Raw genomic sequence first — 16,980 nt, forward strand, 5'->3', positions numbered from 1 at the left:
GCCGCGGCCCTGTCGGACCAGAGCCTAGGCCGCGCGCCGGGGGAGGACAAGCAGCCCCCTCAGCGGGTGGCGAAGCTGTCGCAGGGGTCGCCGCGGTCCACGTCCGGGCCGATCTCGACCGCGTCGAACCCGCCCTTGGGCGCGCCGTGCGAGGCCTCGCCCTGCCCGAGCGTCGCCACGGGAACGTCGGGTGCGACGCGCGCGAGGAACGCGGGCGCGCCCCAGTCGCGGCGCGCGTGGCCGTTGCCGGTGATGACGACGACCGGACCGCCGGTCTCGTCCAGCGCCGCAAGCGCGGCGCGCGCGAGGAAGGCGTCGCGCAAGCGCTGGACCTCCACCATGCCGGGCAGCATCTCGACCGGCAGGACGTCGCAATGGGCGGCGGCCTGCAGCGCCTCGCGCGCCTCCTGCTGGTCGGCGGGCAGGGGCACGGTCAGGCCGTAGCGGTCCGCCTCCGCGCCGAACACGTCGGCGGCCGCACCTTCCATCACCTGCCGCGCCTCGGCACGGGGCAGCGCCGCGCCGTAGACCGCGGCGCCGGGAGCCGCGGCAAAGATGGGATGGTACATCGCGAAGTCCGGCCAGCCGCTGTCGGCCCAGCCGAGCGCCGCCTCGAGCGCGGCGCGGTCCGCGACGAGGGCCGGCGTGACCGCGCCCGCCTGCGCCTCGGTCAGCATCTCGAAGACGAGTGCCGCGGGCGCAAGGTCCGCCACCAGTTCCGCCTGCCGGGCATGGTGCGCGGGATTGTCGTGCTGTTCGCCCAGGAACACGATCCGGGCGTCTTCGAGCATGCGCAGGGTCTCGGCCGGATGCAGTTCGCCCCCGTCGGCGAAAGCCGCGGGGGCGCAGAGCAGAACGGCGGCGAGCGCTCTCAGGACAGGAATGCGTGCACCTCGCGCGACTGCGATTCGAGCGACTTGCGCATCTTGGTGAAGGCCGCCGCCTCGAGCTGGCGCACGCGCTCCTTCGACAGCCCGAGCTCGTTGCCGAGGCTCTCGAGGGTGCGGGCGTCGTCGCGCAGCTTGCGCTCGCGCACGATGAACCTCTCGCGGTCGTTGAGCGCCGCCATGGCCGCCAGCAGCCATTCCCGCAATTGCGCGGTGTCGTGGCTGTTCTCGACCAGTTCGGAGGCCTGCGCGCCCTCGTCCTCGAGGGCGTCGATCCACTCGCGGCCCTCGTCCTCGACCGACTGGGTCGCGTTCAGCGAATAGTCGGACCCCGACAGCCGGCCCTCCATCATCTCGACGTCGTGCAGCGGCACGCCGATCTCGGTCGAGATGAGCTGGCGCAGCTGGTGACGGTCGAGCGACTGGCCCGATGCCGCGGCTTCGCGTTCCAGCCGCGCCTGGACGCGGCGCATGTTGAAGAAGAGCGATTTCTGCGAGGACGTGGACCCGGTCCGCACCATCGACCAGTTGCGCATCACGTAGTCCTGGATCGACGCCTTGATCCACCAGACCGCATAGGTCGAGAAGCGGACCCCGCGGTCGGGATCGAACTTGTCGGCCGCCTTCATGAGGCCGAGCCCGGCCTCCTGGATCAGGTCGTTCATGGGCGCGCCGTAACGCTTGAACTTGGACGCCATCGAGATGGCGAGCCGCATGTAGGCGGTGATCAGCCGGTGGAGCGCTGCCTCGTCGCGATCATCGCGCCAGGCATAGGCCAGTTTGAGTTCGGTTTCGGCATCCAGAAGCTCGGCCTTCATGGCCCGGCGGGACAGGCTTTGGTCGTTGAAAGTCTCAAGTGCCATAATCGCTCCCCGTGTCAGGTACGCTGGTCTTCGTGTTTGGCCCTCGTACCTCTCTACGGTGCTTGAACGCCTGTGGATCACCCGGGGTTGCATAAAAATTTCGGCCAGCCTCGACTTTTCGCCAGAAAAACATAAGGGCCCGCGATGGCCCGGCGCACCAATCGCGATTTATTTCCGCACGGGAAAGCACTTAGGATCGTCGACGATCGCATGCCGGAAGGGGCGTCATGGACAGGCTTTTTGTCGGGGATTTTACCTATTCGAGCTGGTCGCTGCGCGGCTGGCTGATTTTCGCCGCCTTCGGCCTGCCGGTCGAGCTGGTGCCGGTACGCATCTACGACGGCGACATCGCCGCGGGGCTCGCCCCGGTGGCGCCGGCCCGCCTCGTGCCCGCTCTCCTGACGGCGGAGGGCGAGCCGCTGGGCGAGACGCTGGCCATCGCCGAGACCATGGCCGAGCGGCACCCCGAGGCCGGGCACTGGCCCCGGGACCCGGCCGCGCGGATGCGGGCGCGCTGGCTCGTGTCCGAGATGCATGCGGGCTTCGGCGCCTTGCGGGGCGCCTGTCCCATGGACGTCTCGCGCGCCTACGCGGGGTTCGAGCCGCCCGAGGGGGTGCTGGCCGATCTCGCGCGGCTCGACCTGATCTGGTCCGCGGCGCGCGCGCGGTTCGGCGGGAACGGCCCTTGGCTCTGCGGCGCATACTCGCTGGCCGACGCGTTCTTCGCGCCCGTGGCCACGCGCATCGCCACCTACGGCCTGCCTGTGGGAGGGGAGGCCGCGGCCTACGTCGCCGCGCATCTTGCGCACGCGCCGTTCCGGCAATGGCGCGCCATGGCGATGGCGGAGACGCGCGCGGCCTCGCCCTACGACCGCGACCTGCCGCTGGTGGACTGGCCGGGACCCGCCCCGCTCCCGGCACACGCGCTGGCGGAGGGCACGCCCGAGAACGCCGCCTGCCCGTTCACCGGGGCCGCGCCCGTGCATCTGGCCGAGATCGGGGGGCGCACCCTGGGCTTCGCCGACGCCGTCGCGCGCGACAAGGCGGTGGCCGATCCCGAGGCCTGGCCGGAGGTCGCGGCGCTCCTGCGCTGAGCGCCGGGGATCAGAGGCCGAGCCGCGCCACCAGTGCCGAGAGTGCCGCGCGCGTCGCCTCGTCCCGCGCCGCGCCGCGCGCGCGGTAGAGCGTCGCCTGGCTGCGCAGGACCGGCGGCTCGTCCAGCACCTTGAGGTGGTTCGCGCGCAGCGTCTCGCCCGTCGAGGTGATGTCGGCGATGGCCTCGGCGGTCAGGTTCTTCACGGTGCCCTCGGTCGCGCCCTGGCTGTCCACGAGCTGGTAGTCGGCGACGCCGCCCATCCGCAGGTAGTCGCGCACCAGCCGGTGATACTTGGTCGCGATCCGGAGCCGGTGGCCGTGCCGCGCCCGGAACGCCGCCGCCGCCGCGTCGAGATCGTCGAGCGTGTCGACATCGACCCAGGCCATGGGCACCGCCACGATCAGGTCCGCATGGCCGAAGCCCAGCTCTGCCAGCGGCTCGACCTTCTGGTCCCACTGGACGAGCTTTTCCTGCACGAGGTCCGTGCCGGTGACGCCGAGATGGATGCGCCCCGCCGCCAGCTCTCGCGGGATCTCGCCCGCCGACAGCAGGACGAGCGACACGCCCTCGACGCCGTCGACCCGGCCGGCATATTCGCGGTCCGACCCGGTGCGTGATAGCGACACGCCCCGCGCGCCGAACCAGTCGAAGGTCTTTTCCATCAGCCGGCCCTTCGAGGGCACGCCCAGCTTCACGCTCATGCCGCGCCCTCCCGCACCGCCAGGAGGACGTCGGGCCGGATAACGCCGCCCACTGCCGGGATGCTCGCCCCGTCGCCGAGACGCGCGGTCAGGGCGTCGTAGCGCCCGCCCGTGGCCACCGCCGGCAGGTCGGGCCGCGCCTCGGCGTAGAAGCCGAAGACGAAGCCGTCGTAATATTCCATGGACGTGCGCCCGTAGGAGGCCTCGAAATCGAGCGCCGCCACATCGATGCCGCGCGCCTCGAGCCGGTCGCAGCGCCGGGCGAAGCGGTCGACGGCCGCGTCCATGCCCGGCAGGTCCATCGAGATGTCACGCAGCCGCTCGAGCGCGAAAGGGCAGGTCTCGGACACCCTGAGCACCGCGTCGATCAGCGCGACCTGGCCTGCCGACAGCGGCGGTTCCGCAGCGTCCTCGCGCAGGGCGGCGATGCGCGCGCGGATCTCGTCCGCGTCGCGCAGGCCGATCAGGGGTCCCGCGGCGGCCATCGGGTCGGCGGCGGCGAGCAGCGCCGCACGTGTCGGCGGCACCGGCGTGCGCCCGGAAAAGCGGTCGATCAGCGCCTTGAACCGCCGCGGCCGCCAGATGTGCCGAAGGAGCGCCGCGCGCCGGCGTTCCGAGGTGTCGAGCGCCTGCACCGCCGCCGTCAGGATGCCGATGTCACCCGTGGCCGCGCGCAGCCCTTCGGGCGCGAGGACGTCCGAGAAGAGCGCGAAAACCTCGGCATCCGCCGCCTCGGGATCCGCGCGGTCGAACACCTCGTAACCCACCTGCAGGTATTCCGACGCCCGCTCCGGCCGGTCCTCCTGACGGCGAAAGACCTCGCCGTGATAGGTGTAGCGCGCGGGCTCGGCGCCGTTTTCCATGTGCATCTGCACGACCGGGACGGTGAAGTCCGGCCGCAGCATCCGTTCGCCCAGCGCCGGGTCCTGCGTGACGTAGGCGCGCGCGCGGATGTCCTCGCCGTAGAGATCGAGCAGCGTTCCCGCGGATTGCAGGATCGCGCAGTCGAGCGGCATGGCACCCGCCTCCTCGAACGCCGCGGCGTAGCGTGCGGCAAGCGCGCGCGCCTCGGCCCGGCTCATGGCGTGCCGTCCAGGATCTCTCTGAGGGTCGCGACGAGGTCGCCGCGCGGCACCTCGACCTGGCTCGGGCGTTCCTTCCACTCCTCGAGCGTCGCGTTCTCGGCGATCTTCGCGCCGAGGATCAGGTCCTTGACCTGGACCATGCCGCGCTGGAACTCGTCCTCGCCCGCGATCACCGCCGCGGGGGATCCCCGCCGGTCGGCGTATTTCAGCTGGTTGCCGAAGTTCTTGGGATTGCCGAGGTAGACCTCGGCGCGGATGCCCGCGGCGCGCAGTTCGCCCACCATCGCCTGGTAGTCGGCCATGCGGGCGCGATCCATGACCGTCACCACCACCGGGCCCTGCGCCTCGGCGCCCGCCTGCCCCTTGGCCGCGAGCGCAGCCAGCAGCCGATCGACCCCGATCGAGACGCCCGTCGCCGGAACAGCCTGTCCCGTGAAGCGCTTGACGAGGTCGTCGTAGCGCCCGCCGCCCGCGACGCTTCCGAACTGCCGCGGCCGCCCCTTCTCGTCGGTGATCTCGAAGGTCAGCTCGGCCTCGAAGACCGGGCCGGTATAGTAGCCGAGGCCGCGCACCACGGAGGGGTCGATCACCACGCGGTCGGGCCCGTAGCCCTGCGCCTCGAGCAGCGTTGCGATCTCGGCCAGCTCGTCCGCCCCTTCGGCCCCGGTGGCGGACGCGCCCACCGCCCCGCGCAGGTTCGAGAGCGTCGCGGCATTGTCCGCACCCTTCGAGGTCAGGAAGGCGAGCACCGGCTCCGCCTGACCGTCCGACAGCCCCACCCCGTCGATATAGGCGCCCGACGCGTCGAGCCGGCCCTTGCCCAGAAGCGCGCGCACGCCCGCCTCGCCGACCTTGTCGAACTTGTCGATGGTCCGCAGGACCGCGTCGCGCTGCGCGTCGTCCGGGAGGCCCATCGCCTCGAGCACGCCGTTCAGGACCTTGCGGTTGTTGACCCGGATCACGTAGTCGCCGCGCGCGATGCCGACCGCCTCGAGCGTGTCGGCGAGCATCGCGCAGATCTCGGCATCGGCGGCGACCGAGGGCGCGCCGACGGTGTCCGCGTCGCACTGGTAGAACTGGCGGAAACGCCCCGGTCCGGGCTTCTCGTTGCGCCAGACGGGACCCATGGCGTAGCGGCGATAGGGCGTGGGCAGGTCGTTGCGGTGCTGCGCGTAGACCCGCGCGAGCGGCGCGGTCAGGTCGTAGCGCAGCGCCAGCCAGTCGCCGCGTCCGTCCTCCTCGCCCTCCTGCCAGGCAAAGACGCCCTCGTTCGGGCGGTCCACGTCGGGCAGGAACTTGCCCAGTGCCTCGACCGTCTCGACCGCCGAGCTTTCCAGCGCGTCGAAGCCGTAGCGATGGTAGACCCGCGCGATGACGGCGAGCATCTCAGCGCGCCGCGTCACCTCCGCGCCGAAATAGTCGCGGAAGCCCTTCGGCGTCTCGGCACGCGGCCGGGGCTGTTTCTTCGGCTTGGCCATCGTCGGACCCGTCTGCGGCGGAATGCGCGGCCCCTTTAGCCGCTCCGCCGGGGCGGGGCAAGGCGGGCGCGGCCGTTGCGTGCGCCCCGCCCCCGCGGTAAGCCGGAACGACCCAGCCGCGGGAGCCCGCCCATGCCCGACACCCCCGACCTCGAGGAACGCCTCGCGCACCTGATCCGCCAGGTCGACGACCTGTCGGACGTGGTCGCGCGGCAGGACACCGAGATCGCGCGCCTGACCGCACGGGTCGCCCGTCTGATGCAGCGGGAGGCCGAACGCGAGGCTGATGGGTCGGGCGGCCACGTCTACGGCGACGAACGCCCGCCCCACTACTAGGCACGCGCCTCAGCGCGCCGCGATGACCGCAACGACCGCGGCGGAAAGCTCGGACAACGCGGCGTTGCGGGTGGCGAAGTCGACCTCCGCCTCGGACAGGTAGATCGCGACGAGGTGGGGCGCGGCCCCCGGCGGCGTGACCATCCCGACGATGTTGCGCGTCACGCGGCCGGCGCCGGACTTGTCGGCCACGTGCCATCCCTCGGGCGTGTGCGCGCGCAGCAGGGCCCCGGTCACGCTGCCGGGTGTCATCCACCCGGTCAGGCGCGCCCGCGCGGCGGCGGACAGCGCATCGCCCAGCAGCAGCCGCTCCAGCGTTGCGACCATCGCCGCGGGCGTCGTGGTGTCGCGCGGATCTCCCGCGGCATAGGTGTTCAGCCCGGGCTCGGTCCGGTCGAGCCGGGTGGTGCCGTCACCGATGCCGCGCAGGAAGGACGTGAAGCCCTCCGGCCCGCCGACGTGGTCGAGCACGATGTTCGCGGCCGGGTTGTCGCTCATGTCCACCGCCGCGCGGCAGAGGGCGTCGAGCGTCATGGTCGCGCCGATCCGCGTCTCGGTGACGGGCGCGTGGTCGACCATGTCCGCGGCCGTCACCGGCAGCGCCGTGTCGAGCGTCGTCTCGCCCGCATCCACGCGGGCGAGGAGCGCCCCGCAGAGCGGCGCCTTGAACGTGCTGTTCATCAGGAACCGCTCGTCCGCCCTGTGGCCCCAGGACCAGCCGGTGGCACTGTCGCGGACGACCACGCCCACGCGCGCATCGAGCCTGTCCTCGATCTGCCGGACCGTCAGGGCGAGCCGGTCGGCGGCGTCGTCGGCGCGGGCGGGGGTGATCGCAAGCATGCAAAGGGCGAGACCTGCCGCGACACGCGGCAGGACGGACAGGTGGAAAAGCATTCGGGATACCTCGGTCTTGGGCGCGCGGCACGGCACGGGCCGGGCGGCGCCGTCTGCGCCGCCGCGGACCCTGGCCGGCCCGGCGATTTCCTGCGGGACACGCATCGGAGGATGCGCCCCAGAGACCTAGATACTGGACGCGGGCCGCACAAACGAGAAATCCTCAGGCGGGCCATCAGCCAGGGTAATGAGCGTGGATCGACCGGACATCCCCTTGAACGCGCTGCGTGTCTTCGAGGTCGCCATGCGGCAGGGCAGCTTCACCCGCGCGGCGATCGAGCTGCGCGTCACGCAGGCCGCGGTCAGCCACCAGATCGGCCGGCTCGAGGACCTGCTCGGCACGAAGCTGTTCCTCAGGACCTCGGGCGGGCTCGTGCCCACCGACGAGGGCAAGGCGCTCTTCCCGGTGCTCGAGGCGGGCTTCGACGCGATGGCGCGCACGCTCGACGCGGTGACCGGCCGCCGGCAGGTCGAGGTCCTGCACGTGGGCGTCGTCACGACCTTCGCCGTGGGCTGGCTGCTGCCGCGCCTCGACGATTTCCGCCGCCGGTTCCCCCTGGTCGACCTCCGGATCTCGACCAACAACAACCGGGTCGAGATCCTGCGCGAGGGGCTCGACATGGCGATCCGGTTCGGGCGCGGCCGCTGGGACGGGCTCGCCTCGGAACCGCTGACCGAGGCGCCGCTGGCCCCGCTCTGCGCACCGTCTGTCGCGGCGCGGCTCGGACGCCCCGACGACCTCGCGGGCGAGGAGCTCCTGCGCAGCTACCGCTCGGACGAGTGGCCGCGCTGGTTCGCGGAGGCCGGCGCCGCCTGCCCGCGCCTCGCCGGTCCGGTCTTCGATTCCTCGATCGCGCTGGCCGAGGTCGCGGCGGACGGCCTCGGCGTGGCGCTCCTGCCCGTCGCCATGTTCGGATCGCGGATCCGCGCGGGCCGGCTGGTCGCGCCCTTCGACACCGCGGTCGACGCGGGCGGCTACCACGCGACCTGGCCCGCGGACCGGCCGCCGACGTCCGCCCAGGCGGATTTCCTGGACTGGCTCAGGGTGGCCGCCGCCGCGGCGTGAGACCCCCGCGGCAAGTCGGGCTCACGATAGGCGTGCGGTCCCGTCCCGGACCTCGCCCGCCCCCGCCGCCGCGACCGCGACGCCCGGCGGCGGATGCCCAGTGAAACCCGCCATCTGGTCGGCGAGCGCCTGCCGGAATGCCGGGCGCGCCGTCCCGCGGGAGACGTAGGACACGCAGGATACGAGGTTCGGATGCGCGGCGAGCAGTGCCGACCCCTCGATCGCCAGCAGGACCGAGATCATCATCAGGTCGCCCGCGGTGAAGCTGCCGGTGAACCACTCGGCATCCCCCAGACGCGCCGACGCCTCGGCGACCCGCGCCTCGACGGCGGGCAGGCGCAGCGCGGACCACGACACGCCGGCCTCGAGGTCGTGGGCGAGCGCTGGTCGCTGCTGGTCGTGCGCGAGCTGATGTTCGGGCCGCGCCGCTTCTCCGAAATCCGCACGAGCCTGCCCGGGATCAGCGCGAAGTTGCTGACCGAGCGGCTCGGCGTTCTCGAGGCGCGCGGCGTGGTGCACCGCTCGACCGCGCCGGAGCCCGCGCTCGCGCAGCTCTACGGGCTGACGGAGTGGGGGCTACGCGGCCGAACCCATCCCCTCGAGATCGGCCGCTGGGCGGCCGCGTTACCACGCCACGACCCGACGCTGCCGCTGTCGGCGGTCTCGTTCATGCTGTCCCTGCGCACGATGCTCGACGCCGCAGGGACACGCGCCCTGCGCTGCGACGCGGCCTTCGCCATCGGCACCGCACGCTTCGCCGCAGGCGTTTCCGACGGCGTCCTCACCGTCACGCGCGGCATCCCCCCGAGGCCCCGGACCTCGCCTTCGACGCCCCGTGCGCTCCGCCGCTCGCCGCCCTGCTCTACGGCGGCGCCGAGCCGGAGGCCGCAGGCGTGCGCGTCACCGGCGAGCACCAGGCGCTCCGCACCTTCCTTGGCCTCTTCCACCTTCCGGAAAAGCACGAGGCCTAGGGTCGAACGGGGATGCTGCGCAGGAAATGGTGACCCCGGCAGGATTCGAACCTGCAACCTGCCCCTTAGGAGGGGGCTGCTCTATCCAGTTGAGCCACGGGGCCGCCGAGCCGGGTCCTAGCAAAGCCGCGCGGGGATGTCTCGGGAAAATCGCCCGCGCGGGTCCCGCTCAGAGCCGGATGCGGAAGCGGGCGAAGCCGTCGATCGTCTCGCCGGTCTCCTCGATGTCGACGCCCTTCACGTCGGAAAGGTAGCCCGCCGCGGCGGGGCCGGTGTCGAAGAGGACGGTGGTGTCCGGCATCGGGGCGAAGCGCCAGTTCGCGTCGGCCGAGGGCGTGATCGTCCCCTGCTCGACGATGTAGCGCACGATCACGTCGCGGTTGGTGTCCGGCGCCTCGAAGATCGTGGTCTCGGGCGACGCGCCGGGAAAGCTGCCGCCGCCGCCCGCGCGGTAGTTGTTGGTGGCCACGACGAAGTCCTGCGCGGGATCGATCGGCGCGCCGTCGAAGGTGAGGTCGACGATCCGGTGCGCCTCGGGCGCGACCAGCGCGCCGTCCGAATCGTAGCGGGCGGCCTGCGACAGGTCGATGCGGTAGGCGACGCCGTCCATCACGTCGAAATTGTAGGACGGGAAGTCCGGGTTGACGAGCGTCGCGTCCACCGCGCCGGGCGCGATGCGGTTGAACATGCCGGCCGACCGTTCGAGCCACTCGCGCACCTGCGCGCCGGTGATGCGCACCGCCCGCACCGTGTTGGGATAGAGGTAGAGGTCTGCGACGTTGCGGATCGCCACGTCCCCCGCGGGCACGTCGGTGTAGTAGTCCGGGCCGCCGCGGCCGCCGGCCTTGAACGGGGCCGCCGCCGACAGGATCGGCAGGCCCGCATGTTCCGTGCCCTGCATCATCCGGTCGATGTACCAGCGCTGCGCGTTCGCCACGATCTGCACCGAGGGGTCGTCCGCCACCAGCGCGAAATAGGAATGGAGCGGCGCGGTGCTCTGCCCCACCGGCCGGCGCACATAGGCGAGCGTCGCCGCGTGCGCCTCCTCGGCGCTTACCAGCACCTCCGGCACGCCGTCGACGAGCGGTGTCACGGCCCGGTCCTCGCCGCGCTCGTAGATCGGGCGCACGCTGCTCTCGCTCGAGGCCACGCGCCATCCCTCGCCGTCGCGCTCGAGCATCAGGTCGATGACGCCCAGATGGCTGCCCCAGAAGCCTGCCATGACCGCCGGCGTGCCGAGCAGCGTGCCGGCCGCGACATCGACGCCCTGTAACCCCTCGAAATCGGCCGAGGGAAAGACGAGGTGGCTGTGCCCGGTCATGATCGCGTCGATCCCGTCGAGACCCGCGAGCGGGACGGAGGCGTTCTCCATCCCCTCCTCGTGCCCGGCCGCGCCGATGCCTGAATGGGACAGCGCGAGGACGATGTCGGCGCCCTCGGCGCGCATCTGCGGCACGAGGGCGCGCGCGGCCTTGAGGATGTCGCGCGTCACGACCCGGCCCTCGAGGTGCTGACGGTCCCAGTTCATGATCTGCGGCGGCACGAAGCCGATGACGCCGATTCGGATCCGGTGCGTCTCGCCCGCGCCGTCGGTCAGGTCGCGCTCGAGGATCACGTAGGGCGGCACCAGGGTCGTGTCGGCGGTGGGATCGGCGCCCCTGTCGGTCACCACATTGGCCGACACGACCGGGAACTCCGCGCCGGCCAGCGTGCGCTCGAGGAAGTCGAGCCCGTAGTTGAACTCGTGGTTGCCGAGCGTGCCCGCGTCGTAGCCCACGGCGTTCATGGCCGCGACGACCGGGTGCATCTCGCCGGTGTCCATCCCCCGCTCGTAGGCGATGTAGTCGCCCATCGGGTTGCCCTGCAGGAAATCGCCGTTGTCGAAGAGCAGCGCGTTCGTCGCCTCGGACCGGATCGCCGCCACGTGCGCCGCCGTCCGCGCGAGACCCACCGTGTCGAGCGGCCGGTCGGCGTAGTAGTCGTAGGGGTAGACGTGCACGTGCAGGTCCGTGGTCTCCATCAGGCGCAGGTGCACCTGCCCGGCCTGCGCGCGGGCCGAATAGGGATGCAGCAGGGCAAGCGCCGCCGTGCCTGCGCCGGTGCCAAGGAACGTGCGTCGGGTGAACCGGGACATCTCGGACCTCCTTGTGGTGGGGCCATTCCGATACCGCCCGCCGGGCGGTGTCAACGCCGCGGTTCCCCCTGCCCCGGGCATCGACCGTTCGCGGCCGCGAAACGCCGCAGTTCCACCACGGAGACACCCCAGATCGGCCGCGCTGACGCGCGAGGATGACGGCGTCCGCGATGGTGTGCGGACGGGCGGCCGGCCATGTGGGACCGGAGCCGCCAGTGGGTGCAAGGGGCGGACGCCTTCCTCGTGGGTGTCACCCGGGTGCGTGACGGTCCGGAACTGGGCCGCGCGTGGTGTGTGTTCGGGGGATGCCGATGTGTGCGGCGCAGGAACTTGACGGGATGGACGACCGGCCGGCCGGGTCCGGGGGCGAGGTCGCCCGCGACGGGTCCGCGATCACGTTCACCGAGACGACGGCCGAGGGGACAGCCACGCGCGGCGTGGCACCGCGCACGCGGATCATGTGCTTCACCCCCGGCACGGGCATCAAGACCGCGCGCGGCACGGTCCCGGTCGAGGACATCGCCGCGGACGACCGCGTCCTGACCCGCGACCACGGCTTCCAGGCGGTGCGATGGACGGGCGCGCGCCGTCTCGATGCCGCCGCGACGGTGGCCGAGCCGGATCTCCGCCCCGTGCACATCGCCCGCGACGCCTTCGGCCCGGGAAGGCCCAGCCGCGACATGCAGGTCTCGCCGCAGCACCGGGTGCTCGTCGGCGGCGCGGACACGCAGCTCCTCTTCGGCGAGACCGAGATGCTGGTGCCGGCGCTGCACCTCGTCGGCCGGCGGGGCGTGAGCCGCGCGCCCGCCGGGCCGGTGCGCTACGTGCACTTCATGTTCGAGCGCCACGAGGTGGTGATGAGCGACGACCTCTGGACCGAGAGCTTCCAGCCGGGCGACCGCGCGCTCGGCGCGCTCGCGGATGCGCAGCGGCGCGAGCTCCTCGCGATCTTTCCCGAGCTTGCCACAGCGGCGGGCCGCGCCGCGCATGCCAGCGCGCGGCCCACGCTGCGGCGGCACGAGGCGCGGCTGCTCGCCGCGCCCGGTGCCCGCGCCTAGCTGCCGCCGCGCAGCTTCGCGATGGTCGCGCGCGTCGAGATCCGCTCGGGGTCGGTGACGAGCTCGATCAGCGTCGGGCGATCCTCGGCCATCGCCGCCTCGAGGGCCGGCGCGAACTCCGCCGTCGCGGCGACCCGCGCATAGGCCGCCCCGTAGCCCGCGGCGAGCGCGCCGAAATCCGGGTTGCGCAGGGCGGTGCCCGAGACGCGGCCAGGGTGCTCGCGCTCCTGGTGCATGCGGATCGTGCCGTAGGTCGCGTTGTTGAAGACGAGCACGATGGGCCGCGCGCCGTGTTGCGCCGCGGTGGCGAGCTCCGCCCCGCTCATCATGAAGCCGCCGTCGCCCACGCAGGCGATGACGGTGCGCGCGGGGTCCTCGAGCGAGGCCGCGACCGCCGCCGGCACCGCGTAGCCCATGGCCCCGCAGGTCGAGCCGAGCTGCCGACCCGGCCGCCCGAAGGCGAGGAAGCGCTGTGGCCAGCCGGTATGGTTGCCGGCATCGAGCGTCACCACCGCGTCGCGCGGCAGCGCCTCGCGCAGCCACGCCATCGCGGCGCCCATGTCGAGCGGGAAATCATGCTCGGGCGGGCGGATGTCCTCGAGATGCGCGTCGCGCAGCCGGGCGCACCAGTCGGGCTCGGCATCGGGGGCGAGCCGGTGCGCCGACAGCGCCGCCACCGCCGACGGCGCATGTGCCGCGACGCCCAGCGCCGGCGCGTAGACGCGGCCGATCTCGTCGGCGTCGGCGTGCACGTGCACGATCCGCTGGGCGGGCGTCGGCGCCGAGAGGGTCGTGTAGGTGCGCGTCGTGATCTCGCCCAGCCGCGCGCCGAGGACCAGCAGCACGTCGGCCTCGGCCACCGCGGCCACGAGCGAGGGCGCGACGCCGGTGCCGAACTCGCCCACGTAACTGTCCGACCGGTGGTCCATCGCGTCCTGCCGCCGGAACGACACCGCCACCGGCAGGCCGTTCGCCTCGGCCAGCGCGCGCAGCGCCTCGGCGTCGGCATCCGCCCAGCCGGGCCCGCCCGCGATGACGAGCGGGCGCCGGGCGTCGCGCAGCGCCGCCGCGACGGCCTTGGCCTGCGCCGCATCCATGGCGGGCCGCGCGGGAACCGCCGGCGCCGCGTCGGCCACCGCCACGCGGTCGGTCAGCATGTCCTCGGGCAGCGCCAGCACCACCGGGCCCGGCCGGCCCGACATGGCGACGCGGAACGCCCGCGCGATGTATTCGGGGACGCGCCGCGCATCGTCGATCTCGGCCACCCACTTGGCGATGGACCCGAACATCGCCCGGTAGTCGATCTCCTGAAAGCTCTCGCGGTCGCGGGTGTCGCGCCCGACCTGCCCCACGAAGAGGATCATGGGCGTCGAATCCTGCTGCGCGATGTGCACGCCGATGGCCGCATGGCAGGCCCCGGGCCCCCGCGTGACGAAGGCGATGCCGGGCTGCCCGGTCAGCTTGCCGTAGGCCTCGGCCATGTCGGCGGCACCCGCCTCGTGCCGCGCGTTGTAGAGCCGGAAGCGGTCCGAGACGTCGTAGAGCGCGTCGAGCACCTCGAGATAGCTCTCGCCCGGCACGCAGTAGCCGCAGCGCGCGCCATGGACCAGCAGCTGGTCCACGAGGATGCGTCCGCCGCTTCTGGTCGCCGCCGTCTTCGATCCGTCCATCTCGATCGCTCCCGTCTCTGTCCTGCGCAGTGCCGCGCCAGCCTAGACGCTCCGCCGCCGGACAGGAACCTGTCCTGCGCGGGCGGACGCGCAAAGGTTGCAAATTCATTGACCGACCGGACGGTCTATGCGATCCAATTCCCGTTCCGGCACCGGAACGGGAGGAGACAATGACCGACACGGTTCTATGCGCGTTCGCGGACGGCGTCCTGACGCTGACGCTCAACCGCCCCGAAAAGCTCAACGCCTTCGACGAGGACATGCACGTCGCGCTGCGTGCCGGGTTCGACCGCGCGGCCACCGACGACGGCGTGCGCGCGGTCCTGGTGACCGGCGCCGGGCGCGGCTTCTGTGCCGGGCAGGACCTCGGCAACCGCGACCCGCGAAAGTGGACCGAGCCGCCGAACCTCGGCCGGACACTCGACACCTACTACAACCCGCTCCTGAAACGCATCCGCGGCCTGGCGAAGCCCGTCATCTGCGCGGTGAACGGAGTGGCCGCCGGTGCGGGCGCCAACGTCGCCATCGCCTGCGACCTCGTGCTCGCGGCGCGGTCGGCGCGGTTCATCGAGGCGTTCGCCAAGATCGGCCTCGTGCCCGACGCGGGCGGCACCTGGACGCTGCCCCACCTCGTGGGCGAGGCGCGCGCCAAGGCGCTGGCGCTGACGGGCGAGCCGATCTCGGCCGAGGATGCGGCCCGGTGGGGCCTGATCTGGAAGGTCGTGGACGACGACGCGCTCATGGACGAGGCGCGCGCGCTCGCCGCGCGGCTCGCCGCCGGCCCGACGCTCGGGCTCGGCCTGACCAAGAAACTGATCCAGGAGGCACCGGGCCGCAGCCTAGAGGCGCAGCTCGACGCCGAGCGGGACGCGCAGGCGCGCGCCGGGCGCAGCGCCGACTATGCCGAGGGCGTGACCGCCTTCCTCGAGAAGCGCCCGGCGCGCTTTGTCGGGCGCTGAGCGTGGACCGGCCGGCAGACGACCCTCAGGCGCTGGCCGAGGCGTGCGCCGCCGCCATGTGGGCCGACGACCGCGCCAGCCGCGCGCTCGGGATGGCCCTCGTTTCGGTGACGCCCGGTCAGGCGGTGCTGACCATGGCGGTCGGGCCCGACATGGCGAACGGGCACGGCATGTGCCACGGCGGATACATCTTCACGCTGGCCGATTCGGCCTTCGCGTTCGCCTGCAACACCTACGGCAAGGTGACGGTCGCGCAGTCGAACAGCATCACCTACCTGCGCCCCGGTGCGGTGGGCGACATCCTGACGGCGACGGCGCGCGAGGTCGCGCGCGCGGGCCGGTCGGGCCTCTACGACGTGCGCGTCTCCCGGGAGGACGGAACCCCGCTGGCGGAGTTCCGCGGGCAGTCGCGCAGCCTCGACAAGGACATCCTGCCCGGAGGCTGAGCCGGGTTCGCAAGGGAGGAGACAGCATGAAGGACCTGACGCCGCCGCGCGACAGCCTCGACCCGATCGAGGTCGCGAGCCGGGACGAGATCGCGGCGCTGCAGCTCGAGCGCATGCAGCGCTCGCTGCGCCACGCCTACGACAACGTGCCGTTCTACCGCGACAGCTTCGACGCGGCGGGCGTGCACCCGGACCACCTGACGACGCTGTCAGATCTCGCGAAGTTCCCCTTCACCACCAAGCAGGACCTGCGCGACAGTTATCCGTTCGGCATGTTCGCGGTCCCGCGCGAGCGCATCGCGCGGATCCATGCCTCGTCCGGCACGACCGGCAAGCCGACGGTCGTGGGCTACACCGCCGCCGATGTCGAGATGTGGGCGAGCATGGTCGCGCGCTCGATCCGCGCGAGCGGCGGTCGCCCCGGCGACATCGTGCACGTCTCCTACGGCTACGGGCTCTTCACCGGGGGGCTCGGCGCGCATTACGGCGCCGAGAAGCTCGGCTGCACCGTGGTGCCGGTCTCGGGCGGCATGACCGAGCGGCAGGTCACCCTGATCGAGGACTTCCGCCCCGACATCATCATGGTGACGCCCTCCTACATGCTGTCGATCCTCGACGAGTACCGCCGACAGGGCCGCAACCCGCGCGCCAGCTCGCTGAAGGTCGGCATTTTCGGCGCCGAGCCCTGGACCAACGCCATGCGGTCCGAGATCGAGCAGGCCTTCGACATGCACGCGGTCGACATCTACGGCCTGTCCGAGGTCATGGGCCCCGGCGTCGCCAACGAATGCGTCGAGACGAAGGACGGCCTGCACATCTGGGAAGACCACTTCTACCCCGAGGTGATCGACCCCGAGACCGGCGCCGTGCTGCCCGACGGCGAACTGGGCGAGCTCGTGTTCACCACGCTCACCAAGGAAGGCATGCCGGTCGTGCGTTACCGCACCCGCGACCTGACGCGCCTGCATCCGGGCACCGCACGCTCCATGCGGCGGATGGAGAAGGTCACCGGGCGGTCGGACGACATGATCATCCTGCGCGGCGTGAACGTCTTTCCGACCCAGATCGAGGAGCAGCTGCTGAAATGCGCGGGACTGGCGCCGCATTTCCAGATCGAGCTCACGCGCGAGGGCCGCATGGACGCGATGTGCGTGCATGTCGAGTGCCTTGGGACGCACGGCGCGGAGGATGCCCGTGCGGCGTCTGCGCGCGAGCTCGCGCACCACGTGAAATCCGTGGTGGGCGTCACGACGCGCGTGGTGGTTCACGACCCGGGCGGAGTCGCGCGGTCCGAGGGCAAGGCCAGGCGCGTCGTCGACAACCGCGGCAGCTGACG

Annotated in this window: 15 protein-coding genes, 1 tRNA gene and 1 pseudogene; 8 read left to right on the forward strand and 9 right to left on the reverse strand. The window is 72.3% G+C overall.

Going from position 1 to position 16,980, the window contains the following annotated elements; all coding sequences use genetic code 11:
- Positions 1 to 59: 59 nt before the first annotated feature.
- Entirely contained in the window at positions 60 to 791 is a 732-nt protein-coding gene (locus tag RISW2_RS04435) for a ChaN family lipoprotein (protein WP_084615249.1), read from the reverse strand.
- Between the two features lie 80 nt (positions 792 to 871).
- Positions 872 to 1,750, reverse strand: a complete 879-nt coding sequence (locus tag RISW2_RS04440) for an RNA polymerase factor sigma-32 (protein ID WP_043767185.1) — start codon at positions 1,748 to 1,750, stop codon at positions 872 to 874.
- A gap of 227 nt (positions 1,751 to 1,977) precedes the next feature.
- Here RISW2_RS04440 and RISW2_RS04445 point away from each other — a divergent pair, with 227 nt between their 5' ends.
- Positions 1,978 to 2,844, forward strand: coding sequence for a glutathione S-transferase (locus tag RISW2_RS04445; RefSeq protein WP_043767187.1), 867 nt, complete (start codon positions 1,978 to 1,980; stop codon positions 2,842 to 2,844).
- Positions 2,845 to 2,854: 10 nt separating this feature from the next.
- Here the strand turns inward: RISW2_RS04445 and hisG are convergent, their stop codons facing one another.
- Genes hisG through hisS form a run of 3 tightly spaced genes read right to left on the reverse strand, consistent with a single transcriptional unit; the run spans position 2,855 to position 6,110 of the window.
- On the reverse strand, positions 2,855 to 3,547 hold the full coding sequence (hisG, locus tag RISW2_RS04450; RefSeq protein WP_043767188.1) for an ATP phosphoribosyltransferase: 693 nt from the start codon (positions 3,545 to 3,547) through the stop codon (positions 2,855 to 2,857).
- Positions 3,544 to 4,629: an ATP phosphoribosyltransferase regulatory subunit gene (locus RISW2_RS04455; RefSeq protein ID WP_043767190.1), complete on the reverse strand. Its 1,086-nt coding sequence runs from the start codon at positions 4,627 to 4,629 to the stop codon at positions 3,544 to 3,546. Before RISW2_RS04455 ends, hisG begins: the two co-directional genes overlap by 4 nt.
- Positions 4,626 to 6,110, reverse strand: coding sequence for a histidine--tRNA ligase (gene hisS, locus RISW2_RS04460; RefSeq protein ID WP_043767193.1), 1,485 nt, complete (start codon positions 6,108 to 6,110; stop codon positions 4,626 to 4,628). The genes RISW2_RS04455 and hisS overlap by 4 nt, the downstream gene beginning before the upstream one ends.
- Before the next feature lie 132 nt (positions 6,111 to 6,242).
- Here hisS and RISW2_RS04465 point away from each other — a divergent pair, with 132 nt between their 5' ends.
- Positions 6,243 to 6,446 (forward strand): SlyX family protein, encoded by a 204-nt coding sequence (locus RISW2_RS04465; RefSeq protein ID WP_043767195.1) that lies wholly within the window; start codon positions 6,243 to 6,245, stop codon positions 6,444 to 6,446.
- A 9-nt stretch (positions 6,447 to 6,455) separates the two neighbouring features.
- Here the strand turns inward: RISW2_RS04465 and bla are convergent, their stop codons facing one another.
- The gene (bla, locus tag RISW2_RS04470; protein WP_244437507.1) at positions 6,456 to 7,286 is read right to left on the reverse strand and encodes a class A beta-lactamase; all 831 of its coding nucleotides are present in this window, start codon (positions 7,284 to 7,286) and stop codon (positions 6,456 to 6,458) included.
- Positions 7,287 to 7,527: 241 nt separating this feature from the next.
- Between bla and RISW2_RS04475 the strand changes: the two genes are divergently transcribed.
- Positions 7,528 to 8,406 (forward strand): LysR family transcriptional regulator, encoded by an 879-nt coding sequence (locus tag RISW2_RS04475; protein WP_043767199.1) that lies wholly within the window; start codon positions 7,528 to 7,530, stop codon positions 8,404 to 8,406.
- A 411-nt stretch (positions 8,407 to 8,817) separates the two neighbouring features.
- Positions 8,818 to 8,931, forward strand: a pseudogene (locus RISW2_RS25605) (winged helix-turn-helix transcriptional regulator); the annotation flags it as partial.
- 473 nt (positions 8,932 to 9,404) lie between these two features.
- On the opposite strand, the gene RISW2_RS04490 reads toward RISW2_RS25605, so the two are convergent.
- Both RISW2_RS04490 and RISW2_RS04495 read right to left on the reverse strand, forming a co-directional pair.
- A tRNA-Arg gene (locus RISW2_RS04490) sits at positions 9,405 to 9,481 on the reverse strand.
- 65 nt (positions 9,482 to 9,546) lie between these two features.
- The gene (locus tag RISW2_RS04495; RefSeq protein ID WP_043767203.1) at positions 9,547 to 11,511 is read right to left on the reverse strand and encodes a bifunctional 2',3'-cyclic-nucleotide 2'-phosphodiesterase/3'-nucleotidase; all 1,965 of its coding nucleotides are present in this window, start codon (positions 11,509 to 11,511) and stop codon (positions 9,547 to 9,549) included.
- Between the two features lie 338 nt (positions 11,512 to 11,849).
- On the opposite strand from RISW2_RS04495, the gene RISW2_RS04500 reads away from it, so the two are divergent.
- Entirely contained in the window at positions 11,850 to 12,569 is a 720-nt protein-coding gene (locus tag RISW2_RS04500) for a Hint domain-containing protein (RefSeq protein ID WP_162164310.1), read from the forward strand.
- Here RISW2_RS04500 and RISW2_RS04505 read toward each other — a convergent pair.
- On the reverse strand, positions 12,566 to 14,239 hold the full coding sequence (locus RISW2_RS04505; protein ID WP_043767205.1) for a thiamine pyrophosphate-dependent enzyme: 1,674 nt from the start codon (positions 14,237 to 14,239) through the stop codon (positions 12,566 to 12,568). The genes RISW2_RS04500 and RISW2_RS04505 overlap by 4 nt on opposite strands.
- A gap of 170 nt (positions 14,240 to 14,409) precedes the next feature.
- On the opposite strand from RISW2_RS04505, the gene paaG reads away from it, so the two are divergent.
- The 3 genes from paaG to paaK are packed head-to-tail and all read left to right on the forward strand — an operon-like array spanning position 14,410 to position 16,978.
- On the forward strand, positions 14,410 to 15,198 hold the full coding sequence (paaG, locus tag RISW2_RS04510; RefSeq protein ID WP_043767206.1) for a 2-(1,2-epoxy-1,2-dihydrophenyl)acetyl-CoA isomerase PaaG: 789 nt from the start codon (positions 14,410 to 14,412) through the stop codon (positions 15,196 to 15,198).
- Between the two features lie 56 nt (positions 15,199 to 15,254).
- The gene (paaI, locus tag RISW2_RS04515; protein ID WP_051491796.1) at positions 15,255 to 15,644 is read left to right on the forward strand and encodes a hydroxyphenylacetyl-CoA thioesterase PaaI; all 390 of its coding nucleotides are present in this window, start codon (positions 15,255 to 15,257) and stop codon (positions 15,642 to 15,644) included.
- A gap of 26 nt (positions 15,645 to 15,670) precedes the next feature.
- Entirely contained in the window at positions 15,671 to 16,978 is a 1,308-nt protein-coding gene (gene paaK, locus RISW2_RS04520) for a phenylacetate--CoA ligase PaaK (protein WP_043767210.1), read from the forward strand.
- The last annotated feature ends 2 nt before the right edge of the window (positions 16,979 to 16,980 follow it).

Origin of the sequence: Roseivivax isoporae LMG 25204 (genome assembly GCF_000521865.1) — a bacterium.
GTDB lineage: Bacteria > Pseudomonadota > Alphaproteobacteria > Rhodobacterales > Rhodobacteraceae > Roseivivax > Roseivivax isoporae.

Excerpts from the sequence above, each read along its gene's own strand:
- RISW2_RS04440 (WP_043767185.1), bottom strand. The coding sequence starts at position 1,750 with ATGGCACTTGAGACTTTCAACGACCAAAGCCTGTCCCGCCGGGCCATG.
- paaG (WP_043767206.1), top strand. The coding sequence starts at position 14,410 with ATGACCGACACGGTTCTATGCGCGTTCGCGGACGGCGTCCTGACGCTG.
- RISW2_RS04500 (WP_162164310.1), top strand. The coding sequence starts at position 11,850 with ATGGACGACCGGCCGGCCGGGTCCGGGGGCGAGGTCGCCCGCGACGGG.
- hisG (WP_043767188.1), bottom strand. The coding sequence starts at position 3,547 with ATGAGCGTGAAGCTGGGCGTGCCCTCGAAGGGCCGGCTGATGGAAAAG.
- RISW2_RS04495 (WP_043767203.1), bottom strand. The coding sequence starts at position 11,511 with ATGTCCCGGTTCACCCGACGCACGTTCCTTGGCACCGGCGCAGGCACG.
- RISW2_RS04475 (WP_043767199.1), top strand. The coding sequence starts at position 7,528 with ATGAGCGTGGATCGACCGGACATCCCCTTGAACGCGCTGCGTGTCTTC.
- RISW2_RS04435 (WP_084615249.1), bottom strand. The coding sequence starts at position 791 with ATGCTCGAAGACGCCCGGATCGTGTTCCTGGGCGAACAGCACGACAAT.
- RISW2_RS04505 (WP_043767205.1), bottom strand. The coding sequence starts at position 14,239 with ATGGACGGATCGAAGACGGCGGCGACCAGAAGCGGCGGACGCATCCTC.
- paaK (WP_043767210.1), top strand. The coding sequence starts at position 15,671 with ATGAAGGACCTGACGCCGCCGCGCGACAGCCTCGACCCGATCGAGGTC.
- RISW2_RS04455 (WP_043767190.1), bottom strand. The coding sequence starts at position 4,629 with ATGAGCCGGGCCGAGGCGCGCGCGCTTGCCGCACGCTACGCCGCGGCG.
- bla (WP_244437507.1), bottom strand. The coding sequence starts at position 7,286 with ATGCTTGCGATCACCCCCGCCCGCGCCGACGACGCCGCCGACCGGCTC.
- RISW2_RS04465 (WP_043767195.1), top strand. The coding sequence starts at position 6,243 with ATGCCCGACACCCCCGACCTCGAGGAACGCCTCGCGCACCTGATCCGC.
- paaI (WP_051491796.1), top strand. The coding sequence starts at position 15,255 with ATGTGGGCCGACGACCGCGCCAGCCGCGCGCTCGGGATGGCCCTCGTT.
- RISW2_RS04445 (WP_043767187.1), top strand. The coding sequence starts at position 1,978 with ATGGACAGGCTTTTTGTCGGGGATTTTACCTATTCGAGCTGGTCGCTG.
- hisS (WP_043767193.1), bottom strand. The coding sequence starts at position 6,110 with ATGGCCAAGCCGAAGAAACAGCCCCGGCCGCGTGCCGAGACGCCGAAG.